Origin of the sequence: Olleya sp. Hel_I_94 (assembly GCF_007827365.1) — a bacterium.
Classification (GTDB): Bacteria; Bacteroidota; Bacteroidia; order Flavobacteriales; family Flavobacteriaceae; genus Olleya.
On record NZ_VISI01000002.1, the window covers coordinates 913,476 to 929,232 of the forward strand.

A 15,757-nucleotide genomic window follows, 5' to 3' on the forward strand; every position below is an offset into this window, starting at 1 on the left:
ACTTCGAGTGATTTGTGAGGCACGAACAAATTGTATCGAGAAGCAATAAAGAGAAATCAATAAAAATGAAACAAAACCTAAGCATAGTATGGCTAAAACGCGACCTTCGACTACAAGATAACGAAGCCATTACTAATGCTTTAAACTCAGGTCAGCACACGCTCCTACTCTACACTTTTGAAGATTTTTTATTACAAGACAAACATTATAGCCAGCGTCATTGGGACTTTGTAAAACAATCTTTAGAAGATTTAAGCGCACAATTAAAACCATACAATTCCAAAATAATGGTTGTCCAAAATGACATCCAAAAGGTTATAAAAACCATCAACACAACTTTTAACGTCACAAACGTATTTTCTCATAAAGAGACAGGTATTTTATCTACGTTTAAACGAGATATCGCTTTCGCGGAATTTTCGGCCAAAAACACTATTGTTTGGTCAGAAAATGACAATAATGGTGTGCAACGTGGACTAAGCAACAGAAATACATGGTATCAGAATTGGGACAATTATATGATGCAAGCAGAGTTTCTGTTTCAACCGAAACCAAATCAACTACTAAATATAAATCAAATTGAATCGCTTGAATCGAAACTAAACACAATTTCCGTGAAAACGGACTACTCAAAAAAGTTCCAAAAAGGAGGCACCACTACAGGTTTAAAATACATGCAATCGTTTTACAACGGACGATACAAAAACTACATGTACCACATCTCTAAACCTCTAGAAGCCAGAACAGGCTGCAGTAGGCTATCACCTTACATTGCTTGGGGAAATTTATCGATTAAACAAGTTATAAATGGCGCATCAGACGTTGTAAAGCAAACCAAACACAAACGTCATTTAAATGCATTTGTATCTAGACTGCGTTGGCAAGCACATTTTATTCAAAAGTTTGAAATGGAACACCTTATGGAGTTTAAAAGTGTAAACAAAGGCTACCATCAGCTTAATAAACCTGTTAATTTAAAATATCAAGACGCTTGGAAGAATGGGCAAACAGGCTTTCCTTTAGTAGATGCATGCATGCGTTGTTTAAAAGAAACTGGCTATCTAAATTTCAGGATGCGAGCCTTAGTAGTTTCTTTTTTTACACATAATTTATGGCAACCTTGGCAAGACATGAGCTAGTATTTAGCAAGCTTATTTTTAGACTTCGAGCCTGGTATTCATTATCCGCAAATACAAATGCAAGCAGGAGAAACCGGAATTAACACCTTACGTATTTACAATCCTTTAAAAAATAGTATCGAACATGATCCTGATGGTAAATTTATAAAACAGTGGGTTCCGGAATTGGCATGTCTAGAAGCGCCATTTATTCATAACCCTAGTGAAATGTCCTATTTTGATCAACAACTGACAGGCTTTCAGCTTGGAACTGACTATCCTTATCCAATTATTGACGAAAAACAAACTAGAACTTTTGCTAGTGAAACGTTATGGAGCATGAAAGACAACGATTTGATAAAAAAAGAAAGTTATCGTATCTTAAAACGACATACCTTAAGGGACCGGAATAAATTACTTCGCAATCAATAAGTTACTTCTATTTAAGGATAATTAAATTTAATATGTTAAATATTGTTTAATGTTAACTTAAAAAGGTTAAACATTTTGTATATTTGAGTATAATTAACCAGAAAACAGATTTTGTTACTAAATACAACACATACTAATAAGGAGAACAACAAATTAATTGATGACATCGTTGGTAAACCTTTTAGTCTTATACAATCTATTAAGATGAGAGGTGTAGGATCAAAAAGAATGATTGTTGACGAAGTTAGTCCTAATATGGCATCAATTTTGAATACAGTTAGTGATACTAATTATGGGAATATAGAGTTAAGACCAATTGGTATACTAATACACATAACAAAAGGCTTGAAAAATTTTACTTGGGCCATACCATATTACCAACTAGTAGTTTACAAAACAAATGGGTCTAGTATTCACTCAAACGGAAAATTTATTCATTTTAGAAATAATAAAACCTTTAAAGAGAATAAAAAGTTTTTTGATAAATTAATGAATGAGAAGATAAAATATGACGAACAATTTAATTTTTCGCCACTTTAAATGACAAAAGAATTTACAATTGAAGAAATAGATCGTATTATTGAAATGGCATGGGAAGATCGCACACCTTTTGATGCTATAACATTTCAATTTGGGTTAAAAGAACAAGACGTTATTACATTAATGCGTCGCGAAATGAAACCTAGTAGCTTCAGGTTATGGAGAGCCAGAGTGCAAGGTAGAAATACAAAACACAGCAAAAAAAGAGTGTTTGAGGATGGACGCTTTAAATGCTCAAGACAAAAACAAATTACTCACAATAAAATATCTAAACGTTAGATATTTACAAAAACTGCTTTGATTTGGCTTGATTGACCAAATACAGCATATAAAAAGATAAAATGATTAAACAAGACATAATGCCAGCCCTAAACCATCAAGACCTTAATGGTATTGACTATCAAGACATTGGAGACGATCACATGTACACAGGTCTTGAAACACCTATGAAGCGTGACGCTTTCAAGTTTTCTGATGAAGTAAAGAAAGAAAAAATTGCTATACTTTTTGAAGAAATAATGGATGTTATGGGTTTAGATTTAACAGATGATTCATTAAAAGGCACTCCAAAAAGAGTGGCTAAAATGTACATTGATGAAATATTTTCTGGATTAAACCCTCAAAATAAGCCAAAAATTGCGTTATTTGACAATAAATACAAATACAATCAAATGTTGGTGGAGAAAAACATTACCTTCTACTCCAATTGCGAGCATCACTTTGTACCCATTATAGGTAAAGCTCATGTAGCTTATATTTCTTCAGGGAAAGTTATAGGCTTATCAAAATTAAACAGAATTGTACAGTATTTCGCTAAACGTCCTCAGGTACAAGAACGCTTAACAAACCAAATAGCAGAAGAGCTAAAAGCCGCATTGCAAACTGATGATGTTGCTGTTATAATTGATGCCAAACACTTGTGTGTATCGTCACGAGGCATTAAAGATGAAACTTCTGCAACAGTGACGACTTTTTATGGTGGAAAATTTAATACGCCAGAAAAAATAGCCGAATTACAAAATTATTTAAAAGAGTAGCATTATGAGTATCGTAGAAAAAGCAATAGAGTTTACAGAAAAAAAGCACAAGTTTATTACAACAAGTGATCGTATTCTTGCGTCAAGAGAAGCTAAAGATTTAATACTTGGTGTGAATGAGCTTTACAAAGAAAACAAAGATCCTAAGTTAATGGATATTATGAAAGATTTGACTGCTATCAAACAAAAGATTGAAAAACGATTAAAAGGAAGACCGTCTGCTGCATAGGCACTAGATTATAATCCAAATGACATATTAAGTGGTATTAATTAATAGGAGAAATCTTATTGATACCACTTTTTTTATACCTAAAAATCAAAAAAAACCATGAAAAATTTAATAATTATAGGAGGAAGTAAAGGTATTGGTAAAGCCATTACACAAACTTTTTTAAACACGCACAAAGTAATAAACATAAGTCGCACTAAACCTGACTTTGAGCATGATAACCTTACACATCATAATTGTGACATACTAACTGAAGCATTACCTGATATAGAAGCAGTGGACACACTAATTTATTGTCCAGGAAGTATTAATCTTAAACCTATAGGTAGACTAAAATTAGATGATTTTAGAGCAGATTTTGAAATTAACGTCATTGGCGCAGTTAAAGCAATACAAAAGTACATTGACCCTTTAAAAAAAGGAAACAATCCGTCCATTGTATTATTTAGTACTGTCGCTGCAAAATTAGGTATGCCTTTTCATGCTAGCGTTGCTGCCTCTAAAAGTGCAATAGAAGGACTAGTTAAATCTGTAGGAGCAGAAATGGCTCCAACTATTAGGATTAACGCTATTGCACCAACGGTTACAGACACTGAATTAGCCTCTAAACTATTACGTAATGAGAAAATGATTGAGAACATAACAGATAGACATCCTCTTAAAAAGTTTTTAAATCCTCAAGAAGTAGCAGAAATGGCCCAGTTTTTAACCTCAGACAAAGCTTTGTCACTCTCTGGTCAAGTCTTTGAAATGGATTGCGGTATAGTAAGTTTTAAAATATAATAGCATGAATCCATTTAAAGCATTTGTTGCTACTTTTTTTTCTAGAAGTAATCCTAAAATTGATTTAAAAAATCTACCAAGCATCTACGATATTAAAATTAATAGTTTGCAAGGACAACCAATTAATTTAAGTGCTTTTAAAGGCAAGCACATCTTATTTGTTAACGTTGCTTCCAAATGTGGTTTTACACCACAATACAAAGATTTACAAATCTTACACGATACATATAAAGATAAATTACAAATTATAGGAGTGCCATGTAATCAATTTGGAAATCAAGAACCTGGAGATGCTAATGCGATAGAAGAATTTTGTGAAGTAAATTATGGAGTTTCATTTTTAATTACCGAAAAAATAGATGTTAAAGGACACAATCAACATCCTTTATATGCTTGGCTTACGCAACAACAAAAAAACGGTAAAAGTAATTCATCCGTAAAGTGGAATTTTCAAAAATACATTGTTAGTCCAGAGGGTCAATTATTAGACTACCTATACTCTACTTCTAATCCAAATAGTTCAAAAATCACTAAATATTTAAAATGAAACAACTTTTACTTTTCTTAATATTTAGCGTCATTAATTTTGGTGGATTAGCCTTTGGAAGCTGGTTAATGGATAATGGTCCTTTATCAGATTGGTACACTAATTTAAATAAGGCACCTTGGACACCACCAGGATGGGTTTTTGGTGTAGCATGGACGTTAATAATGCTGTGTTTTTCGATTTACCTATCCAAATTATTTTCACTTGTAAAAAGTAAAAAATTAATTTCAGTTTATGTTTTACAAGTATTTTTAAATGTTAGTTGGAATTATATTTTTTTCAATTTACATCAAGTGTTTCTAGCTTTAATAGTCATTGTAGCATTAACTATTGTCATTTTATATCTATTTGTTAAGTATAAACAAACACTCAAAAATCTAAGTTATTTATTGTTTCCATATATCATATGGCTAATAATTGCTACTTCATTAAACGCTTATATTTTAATATATAATTAGACTAATTATTATGAAAATTTATAGATTACATAAAAAACAAAACTTACCAATTACTAAAGCGCAAGCTTGGGATTTTTTATCAGACCCAAAAAACCTAAAAACAATAACTCCAGATTACATGGGATTTAATATCTTGTCTGGAGCAGATAGACCCATGTTTGCAGGACAAATTATACAATACATTGTGACACCTGTTTTAGGTATAAAAACAAAATGGGTAACAGAAATAACACACGTTAAAGATGGTGAATATTTTGTAGATGAACAGCGTTTTGGACCTTATGCCTTATGGCACCACAAACACTTTATTAAAGAAATTGATGGTGGTGTAGAAATGGAAGACATCATAGACTATAAAGTCCCTTTTGGCATTTTAGGACAGCTAGTACATCCCATAATAGTTAAACCTAAACTAGAAGAAATTTTTAATCACAGAACGAAAAAATTGGAAGCACTTTTTGGAAAATATTAATACATGAAAACACCTATAAACATTTTTTGGTTTAGACGCGATTTAAGGTTAGATGACAACGTTGGTTTTTTTAACGCGTTACAATCTGACCATCCTGTTTTACCAATTTTTATATTTGATAAATCTATATTAGATCAATTACCTAAAGACGATGCACGTGTAAGTTTTATATATAATACTTTACAAAACATGCGTGACACATTACAAGCAGAACACCAAAGTAGTATTGCAATGTATTATGATAATCCAAAAGATGTTTTTAAAACTTTGATGGATGAGTATACTATCGATACTGTTTTTACAAATCACGATTACGAGCCTTATGCTACAAAAAGAGATAAAGAAATAGAAAATTTATTATCAAAAAACGAGATTAAATTTAAGACCTATAAAGATCAAGTTATTTTTGAGAAAGATGAAGTTGTAAAAAAAGATGGTGACCCTTATGTTGTCTACACACCTTATATGCGTGTATGGAAAGAAAACTTTAAATCTTATAATCTAGAAATTTTTTATACAAATTCCTACCTAAACAATTTAGTAGAACATACAAGATTGCCAAACTTAAGCTTGTCCGATATTGGTTTTAAACAGTCATCACAAAAAATAGAAGACTACACAGTTACACCAACATTGATTCAAAATTACGAAGCTACTAGAAACTTTCCTGCTAAAGATGCCACCTCTAAATTGGGTCCTCATTTACGTTTTGGAACAGTAAGTATCAGAAAAATGATAAAAAAAGCTATTGCAGAAAACAATGAAATTTTCTGGCAAGAATTAATTTGGAGAGAATTTTTTATGCAAATATTGTGGCATTTCCCTCAAACACATAAAGATGCCTTCAAAGCAAAATATGATCGTATAGAATGGCGTAATAATGAAACTGAATTTAAAGCTTGGTGTGAGGGTAAAACAGGTTATCCATTAGTAGATGCTGGCATGCGCCAACTAAACCAAACAGGTTTTATGCATAATCGCGTACGTATGTTAGTGGGTAGTTTTTTATGCAAGCATCTTTTAATTGATTGGCGTTGGGGAGAAGCTTATTTTGCCGAAAAACTACATGATTATGATATGTCTAGTAATGTTGGTAATTGGCAATGGGTAGCTGGATCAGGTGTTGATGCCTCACCATATTTTAGAATATTTAATCCAACAACTCAAATTGATAAATTTGATAAACAACATAAATATATTAAACAATGGGTTCCAGACTATCAGGAACTTACCTATCCACAACCCATTGTTGATCATAAGGAAGCTAGAGAACGATGTCTAAAGGTGTATAAGGAAGCGGTTGGCTAATCTCTTGTATATTTGACCTTTGGAATAATTCAACTAGCGTTTATTAGTAATTTTAAATATTAATAACAGTAATATTTTACAATACTTTCTAAACATCAATACACTCACTATTAAGCATTAATAAATTGATTTACAATTTATTACTATCTTTAGATTCAAATAAAATCAATTATTATGAATACAAATGAAGTTGCCCAACAATGGGCTAATATGTGTAAAGAAGGTAAAAACTTAGAGTGTATTGAACAATTATATGCAGACAATGTGGTTTGTAAAGAAATGCCAGGAATGCCAGGAGAAATAACCTCTGGAAAACAAAATATTTGGAATAAAAGTAAAGAATGGCTAGAAAATATGGAAGCGTTTCATGCTAGTTCCATTAGTGAACCTGTTGTGGCAGGTAATTTTTTTACTGCAAAAATGTCTTTTGATTGTACATTTAAAGACAGAGGAAGACAACAAATGGAAGAGGTTTGTGTTTATGAAGTTAAGGAGGGTAAAATAGTTAGTGAGCAGTATTTTTATAATATATAGTAAGTCTAATACCTTTTTAAAACTAAAAAAAGCTTCAGTTTTTAATTGAAGCTTTTTTTAATAATTTTATTTTCTTTTGAAATAAATTTCAATAACAACGTCCTCTTCTTTATTTACTGATTTCATAATAAGATTTTCGTTATCTAATTTCACTATTTTGTATTCTTCTTCAGGAACATATTCTTCTTTAACTGTTAGTATATTTTCATCTACATTATATATCCAAGTACCAGAATGTTCAGTATCAATAGTGCCTTCATTAGTTATATACGAATTGACTATACCATTTTCCAAAAATTCAATATAATTCCTGTCTTCTTCTTTTTCTTGCTCAATTGAATTGACCGTTACTTTATCAATTTCCCATTTACCTAATATCTTATCTATTGATTGAAAAGATAATAATGTAAATACTAATACTAAAATTAATGGTGTTTTCAAGCTTTTCATAGGTATTAATTTCCTTCTAAACGTTCTATTTTGGCTCCAATAGCTTGTAAACGTTCTACAATTTTTTGGTAACCTCTATCAATCTGTTCAATATTATGAATTGTTGATGTTCCTTTGGCAGATAATGCAGCTATTAATAATGATATACCTGCTCTAATATCTGGAGACACCATTGTTGTTGCTTTTAACTGAGACTTGAAGTCATGACCCATTACTGTTGCTCTGTGTGGATCGCAAAGTATAATTTTTGCTCCCATATCGATAAGTTTATCTACAAAAAACAGACGACTTTCAAACATTTTTTGATGTACTAAAACTTCACCTTTTGCTTGAGTAGCTACTACTAATACAATACTAAGCAAATCTGGTGTAAATCCAGGCCAAGGTGCATCTGCAATTGTTAATATAGAACCATCAATGTAATTTTGTATTTGGTAACCATCTTTATGTGCAGGAATGTAAATATCATCCCCTTTTCTTTCAACAGTAATTCCTAATTTTCTAAACACATTAGGTATTTGTCCTAAATCATCCCAACTTACATTTTTAATAGTCAGTTCACTTTTAGTCATTGCTGCTAAACCAATCCAACTCCCAATTTCAATCATATCTGGTAGCATGGTATGCTCTGTTCCGCCTAAGCTATCAACACCTTCAATGGTTAATAAGTTAGAACCAACACCTGATATTTTTGCTCCCATACGGTTAAGCATTTTGCACAGTTGTTGCAAATAAGGCTCACAAGCAGCGTTGTAAATGGTTGTTGTACCTTGTGCTAATACAGCTGCCATAACTATATTTGCTGTTCCAGTTACAGAGGCTTCGTCTAAAAGCATGTCTGTCCCAATTAATTTATCTGCTTCTACACCGTAAAAATAGTCTTCACGATTATATCTAAATTTAGCTCCTAAATTAATAAATCCCTCAAAATGAGTATCTAAACGACGACGTCCAATTTTATCGCCTCCTGGTTTTGGGATATACCCTTTACCAAAACGTGCTAATAAAGGTCCAACCATCATGATTGACCCTCTAAGTCCACTACCCTCTTTTTTAAAATCGGCAGTTTGCATGTAGTCTAAATTAACTTCGTCTGCTTGAAACGTATAAGTTTCGTCTTTTATCTTGTTAACTTTAACGCCTAAATTACCTAATAGGGTAATTAATTTATTAATGTCAATAATATCAGGAATATTATTTATGGTTACTTTTTCTGGAGTTAATAAAACTGCACATAATATTTGTAATGCTTCGTTTTTTGCGCCTTGAGGCTGAATATCTCCTTTTAGTTGGTGACCACCTTCAATTTTAAATGTTCCCATAAATAGTATTAGTATCTTTTTCTGTTTCTGTTTTGATTATTGTTTTTCTTTTGTCCTGTTTTTTTATTAGAACTGTTAGAATACTTTTTGCCACTAGAGGCTTTCATTAATCTAGTAGAGTCTGTTAAATCTTCGTCTGTATTTTTTAAATTAATTTTACCATCAGACAATTCATATAAATGATCATAAATCACATCATCCTCTACTGTATCTTTATTCCAATTTAAAAAACACTTTTTCATGTGATTAGCAATGGTATATGTCAATGCTTCTTTCATTTCCCCATCTTCCCAAGTGTTTGCGACGTCAATCATGGTTTTTATATTATTACCATAAAATCTATATTTTGGAAAATTTTGAGGATACTTTAAAGGTTGTGGACGCTCTGACAGTTCTTCTTTTGAAGGAGCACCATAAGGTGAATCTGCATCTAGCTCAAAATTTGACATTATAAATAACTGATCCCATAATTTGTGCTGAAAATCGGCTACATCGCGCAAATGCGGTTGCATGTTTCCCATTACAGCTATTATAGATTTAGCTAGTTTATTACGCTCTTCTTTGGTCTCTTGTGCTTTAGCATGATTAATCATTTTTTGAATATGGCGTCCATACTCTGGAATAATTAAATGTTCACGCTCTGTGTTATACTCTATGTCGTCTATCAAAATAAAAAAAGTGTAGAAAGTTATATGTGTTGCATTGAAGTCTCTAATGCTTGTGCAAAATACAAAAAAAAATTAAAGACTTATCACGCCTTCAACTTTTTCTGTAACTTCAAGATACTTTTCTATAACATGGTCAGGGTTTTTCATTGTTACATTAATAGATACGCTTGTATATTTACCGTTACTAGACTCTTTTGTTCTAATTACTGATCCCATATTATCAAAGATAGCTTCAATTTCGGCTATTTTTTGTAAATCGGATAATACAATAAATTTATATAAATATTCATTTGGCCACATCGCTGTGTCCTGTAATTGCGCCTTTAATTTTGCGTAAAATTCTTCTGGATTTGGTGTCTTATTCATACCTTTTTAATAAGCAACAAATATACCATTTTGTTTATATTTTTTTTTAAAGAATATATTTCGGATTTTTACAAATAAATTATTTCCCTTTGAAAGCAAAAAAAATAGTAATTACAGGAGGTCCAAGCACAGGAAAATCGGCAATTATAAACGAATTAACTAAGCGTGGCTATACTTGCTACGAAGAAATTTCTCGTCAAGTGACGCTTGAAGCAAGAGAAAAAGGTATTGATCAAATGTTTTTAACGCAACCGTTATTATTTAGCGAGCTATTATTAAAAGGTCGCGAGCAACAGTATAAAGACGCTGAAAATAGCGATAGTGAATTTGTTTTTTTAGACAGAGGTGTTCCTGACGTTGTGGCATACATGGAATATGCAAACGAAGATTATCCTGATGCTTTTGTAAAATCGTGTCAAGATAATGTGTACGATTACGTATTTATATTAGCACCTTGGCAGGAAATTTACCAAAGTGATGCTGTGCGCTACGAAAGTTTTGAAGACGCCAAAATTATTCATAAAAACCTTTTAAAAACTTATAATAAATACGATTACCACTTACAAGATGTTCCGTTTGGTAGTATAGAGACTAGAGCGCAACATATAATTGATGTTGTTAAAGCATTGTAATGGCGCATCCAATAAACATATTAGAACGTTATTGGAAATTTACGGATTTTAGACCATTACAGGAAGATATTATTAATGCTGTAATTAATAACGAAGACACTTTTGCATTGCTACCAACAGGTGGCGGAAAAAGTGTTTGTTTTCAAATACCTGCTTTAGCTAAAGAGGGTATTTGTATTGTAATATCTCCATTAGTTGCATTAATGAAGGATCAAGTTAATGCCCTTTTAAATAAAGGGATTAAAGCTATTGCATTAACTAGCGGAATCCCAAATAAAGAAATAGACACCCTTTTAGATAATTGTATCTACGGAAACTATAAGTTTTTATATTTATCACCAGAGCGTTTACAGCAAGAGCTAGTGCAAGATCGTATTAGACAGATGAATGTTAATCTTATTGCTGTGGATGAAGCCCATTGCATTAGTCAATGGGGAAACGATTTTAGACCAGCTTATAAAAACATAAATATATTACGACAATTACATCCAACAGTTAACGTTATTGCCCTAACAGCAAGCGCAACACCAGAAGTGGTGGAGGATATTATAACCGAATTGGACTTTATTAGTCCTAAAGTTTTTAAACAATCTTTTTACAGACCTAATATTGCTTATATGGTTTTTGAAGAAGAGGATAAGTACTTTAAACTTGAAGCCATATTGCTTAAAAACAAACAACCCTCAATTATATATGTTAGAAACAGACGTCTAACATTAGAAATAACCCAATACCTAGAAAGTAAAAACATAAGCAGCACTTACTATCATGGAGGATTAAACAATACTATTAAAGACCAACATTTAAACGATTGGTTAAGTAGTAAAAAACAAGTTATGGTTGCCACCAATGCTTTTGGAATGGGAATTGATAAATCTGATGTAAAAACAGTAATACATATTAACTTACCTGATAGTATAGAAAGTTATTTTCAAGAAGCGGGACGTGCTGGTCGTGATGAAGCTAAAGCTTATGCTGTAATTTTAAAAAACAACAATGATAATACTGCTTTAAACAATCAGTTTTTAAAAGTTTTACCAACGGTAGATTTTGTAAAAATTGTTTACAGAAAACTATGTAGCTATTTTCAAATATCCTATGGTGAAGGTGCATATCAAACCTTTGATTTTAATTTTAATGAGTTTTGCAAAACTTATAAATTTAACACTGTAACTACTTACAACGCCTTAAACATATTGGACAATACCAGTATAATAACGCTTAGTAAGCAATTTAATAAACGGATTGAGGTCCAATTTTTAATTAGTAGTCACGCCTTATTTAAATACTTGGACGCACATAAAGATTTTGAAATTATTATAAAGTCTATATTAAGAACTTATGGCGGAATTTTTGAGCATAGTACAAAAATAAATAGCAGTCTTATTTCTGATAAAGCAGGAATTAAAGAAATGAGACTTGTATATGTTTTAGAACAATTAGCTAAAGATGAAGTTATTACATTACTTATTAATAAAACAGATGCTCAAATTACCTTTATAGAACCTCGTGAAGACGAAAAAACCATAAATCGTATTGCATCAATAATTAAACAACAAAACACATTAAAACAAAAACAAGTACAAGCAGTATTGGATTATATTAATAATGACCAACTTTGCAAAAGCATACAACTACTAACTTATTTTGGTGAAAAAGATGTACAACCTTGTGGGATTTGCAGTGTTTGTATTTCCGCGAAAGCGAAACCTAAAACAGATATTAAAACAGTTAAAAATAAAATAATTGAATGCTTAGAATTTGGAGACAAAAACTCTAAAACATTATTTAAAACGTTACCTTTTACAGAAGAGGATATAAACAATACACTAAAAAAACTATTAGAAGATGACATTGTAGAACTTACAAAAACTAATAGTTATAAATTAAAACATATATGAATAAAGACATAAAAATTGTATTTATGGGTACACCAGAATTTGCGGTAACAACCCTTAAAACTATTTTAGATCAAGACTATAATGTAGTTGGTGTTATTACAGCACCAGATAAACCTGCTGGACGTGGACGTAAAATGCACGAGTCTGCAGTAAAAGTATTTGCAAAACAAAAAGGCTTAAATATTTTACAACCTACCAATTTAAAAAGTGACGATTTTTTAAACGAATTAAAAGCTTTGGAGGCAAACCTTCAAATAATAGTCGCTTTTAGGATGTTACCTAAAGTTGTTTGGGATATGCCAAAGTATGGCACCTTTAATTTACATGCCTCATTACTACCAAACTATCGAGGTGCAGCGCCAATAAATTGGGCTATAATTAATGGTGAAACAAAAACAGGTGTATCCACCTTTTTTATTGACGAAAAAATTGATACTGGCGAAATGATTTTGCAAAAGGACATTGCAATTGATCCTTCTGAAAACGCAGGAAGCCTACATGATAAATTAATGATGTTAGGTAGTGACTTAATAATAGACACTATAAAACTTATTGAAAAAGGTGATGTTACAACTACACCACAGTCCGAAGATGCCATTTCTAGAACAGCATATAAGCTTAACAGAGATAACTGCAAAATAGACTTTACACAACCTATCGAAGCTATTTACAATAAAATAAGAGGATTAAGCCCATATCCTGCTGCTTGGTGCGAATTGCATAATAATGACGACGTTTTAGATATCAAAATTTATAAAGCTGAAAAAGAATTTGAAGACCATAATATAGAAGTAGGTACAATTATTAGCAATAAATCTACACTTAAAGTAGCTGTTAAAGAGGGTTTTATAACTATATTAGAATTAAAATTACCTGGAAAACGAAACATGGAAGTAAAATCTCTTTTAAATGGTTATAATTTTGACGAAGACGCAAAACTTCGCTAAACCCTTAGTATCATTGATATTGCCATAAACCATTAAAAAAACGTCCTCTTTATTAACAAATGCTATAAGTTATTAACAAATGTGCGCATTTCCCTTGCTATTACTTGCATAGTAGCATAATCCGTATAAATTTGTAAAAGGATTTAACAAAAACTGTTAATCAACTATTTATTAATAATTAAAATTAAAATTATGAACAAAACAGATTTAATCGATGCTATGGCAGAACACGCAGGAATTACTAAAGCAGCTGCAAAGAAAGCTTTAGAGTGTGCGTTAATCGAAATTGAAGGATCTTTACAAAAAGGTAATAGAGTTTCTTTAGTAGGTTTTGGTTCTTGGTCAGTATCTAAAAGAGCTGCAAGAGACGGAAGAAACCCACAAACTGGAAAAACTATCAAAATCAAAGCTAAAAACGTAGTTAAGTTTAAAGCTGGTTCTGATTTAGCAAATGCTGTTAACTAGTATTTGTTTAAAATATTTCAAAAAGCCTTCAATATTGAAGGCTTTTTTTATTTTATATACATCATATACTTTGTTTATTAAATAAATAATGCTACATTTAAGAAACAAATCCTTTTAAAATGACTACAACCAAACCAGAAAAGGGTGACTTACTAATCGCAGAGCCTTCTATAATAGGAGATATGTCTTTTAATAGATCTATAGTACTGCTTACTGATTATAATAAAGAAGGCGCTATAGGTTTTATTTTAAACAAGCCCTTAAATTATACTATCAGTGATTTAATTCCAGAATTAGATGCTTCTTTTAAAGTCTACAATGGTGGCCCTGTGGAACAAGATAATTTATATTTTATACATAAGCGTCCAGACTTAATCCCTAATAGTGTAGAGATTTCTTTAGGAATTTTTTGGGGAGGAGATTTTAATATTGTCGCTAATTTAATTGCTGAACAAAAAATCACAGCAAATGATATCAAATTCTTTTTAGGCTACTCTGGATGGGAAAGCAACCAATTGGAAACTGAACTTAAATCCAATGCATGGGTTGTTACAAAAAATACCTATAAGAAAGATATTATTGAAAAAAGCTATGAAACCCTTTGGAAAGAAAAAATGGTCGAGTTAGGTGGTGACTACTCCATTTGGTCTAATGCACCTGAAAACCCAAGTTATAATTAGCCTAATCTAACTTTCACATTTAGCTTTTGCAACAACATTTTTGTTGTATCATTTTCATATACCTTTTTTCTATATTTAGTAATAGGCTGGATACCTTGTATAACGTTTGTTAGAAATAACTCATCTGCTTTTTGAAGCTCAAAAGGAGATATTGATGTTTCTTCGATGGTGTAATCTGGCAAAAGTTTAATAATATCAATTAATTGTTTTCTTAAAACACCTTTTAAACAACCATCAGATAATGGAGCTGTTTTTATGGTATTACCTTTTACTAAAAATAAATTTCCATTTAAGGCCTCTACGACACTTTTATTAGTATTTATTAATAAACAATTGTCTAATCTGTTTTCTTTTGCATAAATGCTTCCTATTACATTTAACGCTTTATTATTTGATTTGAGTGTTGTCAATAAACTTGGAGACAAATAATGATCTTTAAACAAATCTACCTCATAATTTTCTTCGTTTAAAAGATAAAAATCACTGTCTATTTTTTTTACACTTATTACAAAGTTAATCGTATTGTTTTCAGGTAAATATAACCCACCTTCCACTCTATCAACCTGAATTTTCACACGTGCAGATTGTGTATTTAAATCGTTAGCCTTTAAGGTATTTATAATTTGCTCTTCTATAAACTCCATTGTAAAATCCATTGGTATTTGCATTCGCATAATACGCATGGATGCCATCAACCTAAAGTAATGATCTTCAAAAAACAATAATTTACCATGTACCGCTTTTATAGTTTCAAAAAGCCCATCTCCATAGGAATATCCACGATTATTATTAGAAATTACTAAATTATTTTCTTGAATTTTACCGTTAAAATTTATCATAAAAAAAGTCCCATTTTTCAATGGGACAA

Annotated in this window: 20 protein-coding genes and 1 pseudogene; 16 read left to right on the forward strand and 5 right to left on the reverse strand. The window is 31.2% G+C overall.

The features are described 5' to 3' along the window. Window positions 1–65 precede the first annotated feature (65 nt). From JM82_RS07205 to JM82_RS07255, 11 genes and pseudogenes are all read left to right on the forward strand, one after another. Window positions 66–1,550, forward strand: a pseudogene (locus tag JM82_RS07205) (deoxyribodipyrimidine photo-lyase/cryptochrome family protein). A gap of 111 nt (window positions 1,551–1,661) precedes the next feature. Then, window positions 1,662–2,090, forward strand: a complete 429-nt coding sequence (locus tag JM82_RS07210) for a hypothetical protein (RefSeq protein ID WP_145002036.1) — start codon at window positions 1,662–1,664, stop codon at window positions 2,088–2,090. Further along, complete coding sequence (locus JM82_RS07215; protein WP_145002037.1) at window positions 2,091–2,369, forward strand: TIGR03643 family protein; 279 nt, start codon at window positions 2,091–2,093, stop codon at window positions 2,367–2,369. Between the two features lie 80 nt (window positions 2,370–2,449). Beyond that, window positions 2,450–3,127 (forward strand): GTP cyclohydrolase I FolE, encoded by a 678-nt coding sequence (gene folE, locus JM82_RS07220; protein WP_409994629.1) that lies wholly within the window; start codon window positions 2,450–2,452, stop codon window positions 3,125–3,127. Window positions 3,128–3,131: 4 nt separating this feature from the next. Further along, complete coding sequence (locus tag JM82_RS07225) at window positions 3,132–3,356, forward strand: hypothetical protein (RefSeq protein ID WP_145002039.1); 225 nt, start codon at window positions 3,132–3,134, stop codon at window positions 3,354–3,356. A 99-nt stretch (window positions 3,357–3,455) separates the two neighbouring features. Continuing rightward, the gene (locus tag JM82_RS07230) at window positions 3,456–4,139 is read left to right on the forward strand and encodes an SDR family NAD(P)-dependent oxidoreductase (RefSeq protein WP_145002040.1); all 684 of its coding nucleotides are present in this window, start codon (window positions 3,456–3,458) and stop codon (window positions 4,137–4,139) included. 4 nt (window positions 4,140–4,143) lie between these two features. Next, window positions 4,144–4,686 carry a glutathione peroxidase gene (locus JM82_RS07235; protein WP_145002041.1) on the forward strand — a complete coding sequence of 181 codons (543 nt, stop codon included), beginning with the start codon at window positions 4,144–4,146 and terminating at the stop codon, window positions 4,684–4,686. Beyond that, window positions 4,683–5,144, forward strand: a complete 462-nt coding sequence (locus JM82_RS07240) for a TspO/MBR family protein (RefSeq protein WP_145002042.1) — start codon at window positions 4,683–4,685, stop codon at window positions 5,142–5,144. Before JM82_RS07235 ends, JM82_RS07240 begins: the two co-directional genes overlap by 4 nt. Before the next feature lie 10 nt (window positions 5,145–5,154). Further along, complete coding sequence (locus JM82_RS07245) at window positions 5,155–5,616, forward strand: SRPBCC family protein (protein WP_145002043.1); 462 nt, start codon at window positions 5,155–5,157, stop codon at window positions 5,614–5,616. 3 nt (window positions 5,617–5,619) lie between these two features. Next, a complete protein-coding gene (locus JM82_RS07250) occupies window positions 5,620–6,924 on the forward strand; it encodes a cryptochrome/photolyase family protein (protein ID WP_145002044.1) in 1,305 nt (434 codons plus the stop codon). Window positions 6,925–7,098: 174 nt separating this feature from the next. Beyond that, a complete protein-coding gene (locus JM82_RS07255; RefSeq protein ID WP_145002045.1) occupies window positions 7,099–7,458 on the forward strand; it encodes a nuclear transport factor 2 family protein in 360 nt (119 codons plus the stop codon). 66 nt (window positions 7,459–7,524) lie between these two features. Here the strand turns inward: JM82_RS07255 and JM82_RS07260 are convergent, their stop codons facing one another. The 4 genes from JM82_RS07260 to JM82_RS07275 all read right to left on the reverse strand — a co-directional run bounded on the left by JM82_RS07260 (window position 7,525) and on the right by JM82_RS07275 (window position 10,264). Further along, a complete protein-coding gene (locus JM82_RS07260; RefSeq protein ID WP_186439194.1) occupies window positions 7,525–7,899 on the reverse strand; it encodes a lipocalin family protein in 375 nt (124 codons plus the stop codon). 14 nt (window positions 7,900–7,913) lie between these two features. Then, window positions 7,914–9,230, reverse strand: a complete 1,317-nt coding sequence (gene murA / locus JM82_RS07265) for a UDP-N-acetylglucosamine 1-carboxyvinyltransferase (RefSeq protein WP_145002047.1) — start codon at window positions 9,228–9,230, stop codon at window positions 7,914–7,916. Between the two features lie 8 nt (window positions 9,231–9,238). Continuing rightward, on the reverse strand, window positions 9,239–9,898 hold the full coding sequence (locus JM82_RS07270; RefSeq protein ID WP_145002048.1) for a DUF4290 domain-containing protein: 660 nt from the start codon (window positions 9,896–9,898) through the stop codon (window positions 9,239–9,241). A gap of 72 nt (window positions 9,899–9,970) precedes the next feature. After that, window positions 9,971–10,264 carry a DUF493 family protein gene (locus JM82_RS07275; protein WP_145002049.1) on the reverse strand — a complete coding sequence of 98 codons (294 nt, stop codon included), beginning with the start codon at window positions 10,262–10,264 and terminating at the stop codon, window positions 9,971–9,973. An 89-nt stretch (window positions 10,265–10,353) separates the two neighbouring features. On the opposite strand from JM82_RS07275, the gene JM82_RS07280 reads away from it, so the two are divergent. From JM82_RS07280 to JM82_RS07300, 5 genes are all read left to right on the forward strand, one after another. Beyond that, window positions 10,354–10,896 (forward strand): AAA family ATPase, encoded by a 543-nt coding sequence (locus tag JM82_RS07280; RefSeq protein ID WP_145002050.1) that lies wholly within the window; start codon window positions 10,354–10,356, stop codon window positions 10,894–10,896. Continuing rightward, the gene (locus tag JM82_RS07285) at window positions 10,896–12,797 is read left to right on the forward strand and encodes an ATP-dependent DNA helicase RecQ (RefSeq protein ID WP_145002051.1); all 1,902 of its coding nucleotides are present in this window, start codon (window positions 10,896–10,898) and stop codon (window positions 12,795–12,797) included. Before JM82_RS07280 ends, JM82_RS07285 begins: the two co-directional genes overlap by 1 nt. Beyond that, window positions 12,794–13,744 (forward strand): methionyl-tRNA formyltransferase, encoded by a 951-nt coding sequence (gene fmt, locus JM82_RS07290; protein WP_145002052.1) that lies wholly within the window; start codon window positions 12,794–12,796, stop codon window positions 13,742–13,744. Before JM82_RS07285 ends, fmt begins: the two co-directional genes overlap by 4 nt. Window positions 13,745–13,936: 192 nt before the next feature. Then, window positions 13,937–14,209, forward strand: coding sequence for an HU family DNA-binding protein (locus tag JM82_RS07295; RefSeq protein WP_028281811.1), 273 nt, complete (start codon window positions 13,937–13,939; stop codon window positions 14,207–14,209). Window positions 14,210–14,328: 119 nt separating this feature from the next. Then, the gene (locus tag JM82_RS07300; RefSeq protein ID WP_145002053.1) at window positions 14,329–14,889 is read left to right on the forward strand and encodes a YqgE/AlgH family protein; all 561 of its coding nucleotides are present in this window, start codon (window positions 14,329–14,331) and stop codon (window positions 14,887–14,889) included. Here the strand turns inward: JM82_RS07300 and JM82_RS07305 are convergent. Next, on the reverse strand, window positions 14,886–15,728 hold the full coding sequence (locus tag JM82_RS07305; protein ID WP_145002054.1) for an aminotransferase class IV: 843 nt from the start codon (window positions 15,726–15,728) through the stop codon (window positions 14,886–14,888). The genes JM82_RS07300 and JM82_RS07305 overlap by 4 nt on opposite strands. Window positions 15,729–15,757: the final 29 nt, after the last annotated feature.

Coding starts and splice junctions, on each gene's coding strand:
- JM82_RS07245 (WP_145002043.1), top strand. CDS start 5,155: ATGAAAATTTATAGATTACATAAAAAACAAAACTTACCAATTACTAAA.
- JM82_RS07300 (WP_145002053.1), top strand. CDS start 14,329: ATGACTACAACCAAACCAGAAAAGGGTGACTTACTAATCGCAGAGCCT.
- JM82_RS07240 (WP_145002042.1), top strand. CDS start 4,683: ATGAAACAACTTTTACTTTTCTTAATATTTAGCGTCATTAATTTTGGT.
- JM82_RS07235 (WP_145002041.1), top strand. CDS start 4,144: ATGAATCCATTTAAAGCATTTGTTGCTACTTTTTTTTCTAGAAGTAAT.
- JM82_RS07250 (WP_145002044.1), top strand. CDS start 5,620: ATGAAAACACCTATAAACATTTTTTGGTTTAGACGCGATTTAAGGTTA.
- JM82_RS07275 (WP_145002049.1), bottom strand. CDS start 10,264: ATGAATAAGACACCAAATCCAGAAGAATTTTACGCAAAATTAAAGGCG.
- JM82_RS07285 (WP_145002051.1), top strand. CDS start 10,896: ATGGCGCATCCAATAAACATATTAGAACGTTATTGGAAATTTACGGAT.
- folE (WP_409994629.1), top strand. CDS start 2,450: ATGCCAGCCCTAAACCATCAAGACCTTAATGGTATTGACTATCAAGAC.
- JM82_RS07225 (WP_145002039.1), top strand. CDS start 3,132: ATGAGTATCGTAGAAAAAGCAATAGAGTTTACAGAAAAAAAGCACAAG.
- fmt (WP_145002052.1), top strand. CDS start 12,794: ATGAATAAAGACATAAAAATTGTATTTATGGGTACACCAGAATTTGCG.
- murA (WP_145002047.1), bottom strand. CDS start 9,230: ATGGGAACATTTAAAATTGAAGGTGGTCACCAACTAAAAGGAGATATT.
- JM82_RS07215 (WP_145002037.1), top strand. CDS start 2,091: ATGACAAAAGAATTTACAATTGAAGAAATAGATCGTATTATTGAAATG.
- JM82_RS07295 (WP_028281811.1), top strand. CDS start 13,937: ATGAACAAAACAGATTTAATCGATGCTATGGCAGAACACGCAGGAATT.
- JM82_RS07230 (WP_145002040.1), top strand. CDS start 3,456: ATGAAAAATTTAATAATTATAGGAGGAAGTAAAGGTATTGGTAAAGCC.
- JM82_RS07305 (WP_145002054.1), bottom strand. CDS start 15,728: ATGATAAATTTTAACGGTAAAATTCAAGAAAATAATTTAGTAATTTCT.
- JM82_RS07255 (WP_145002045.1), top strand. CDS start 7,099: ATGAATACAAATGAAGTTGCCCAACAATGGGCTAATATGTGTAAAGAA.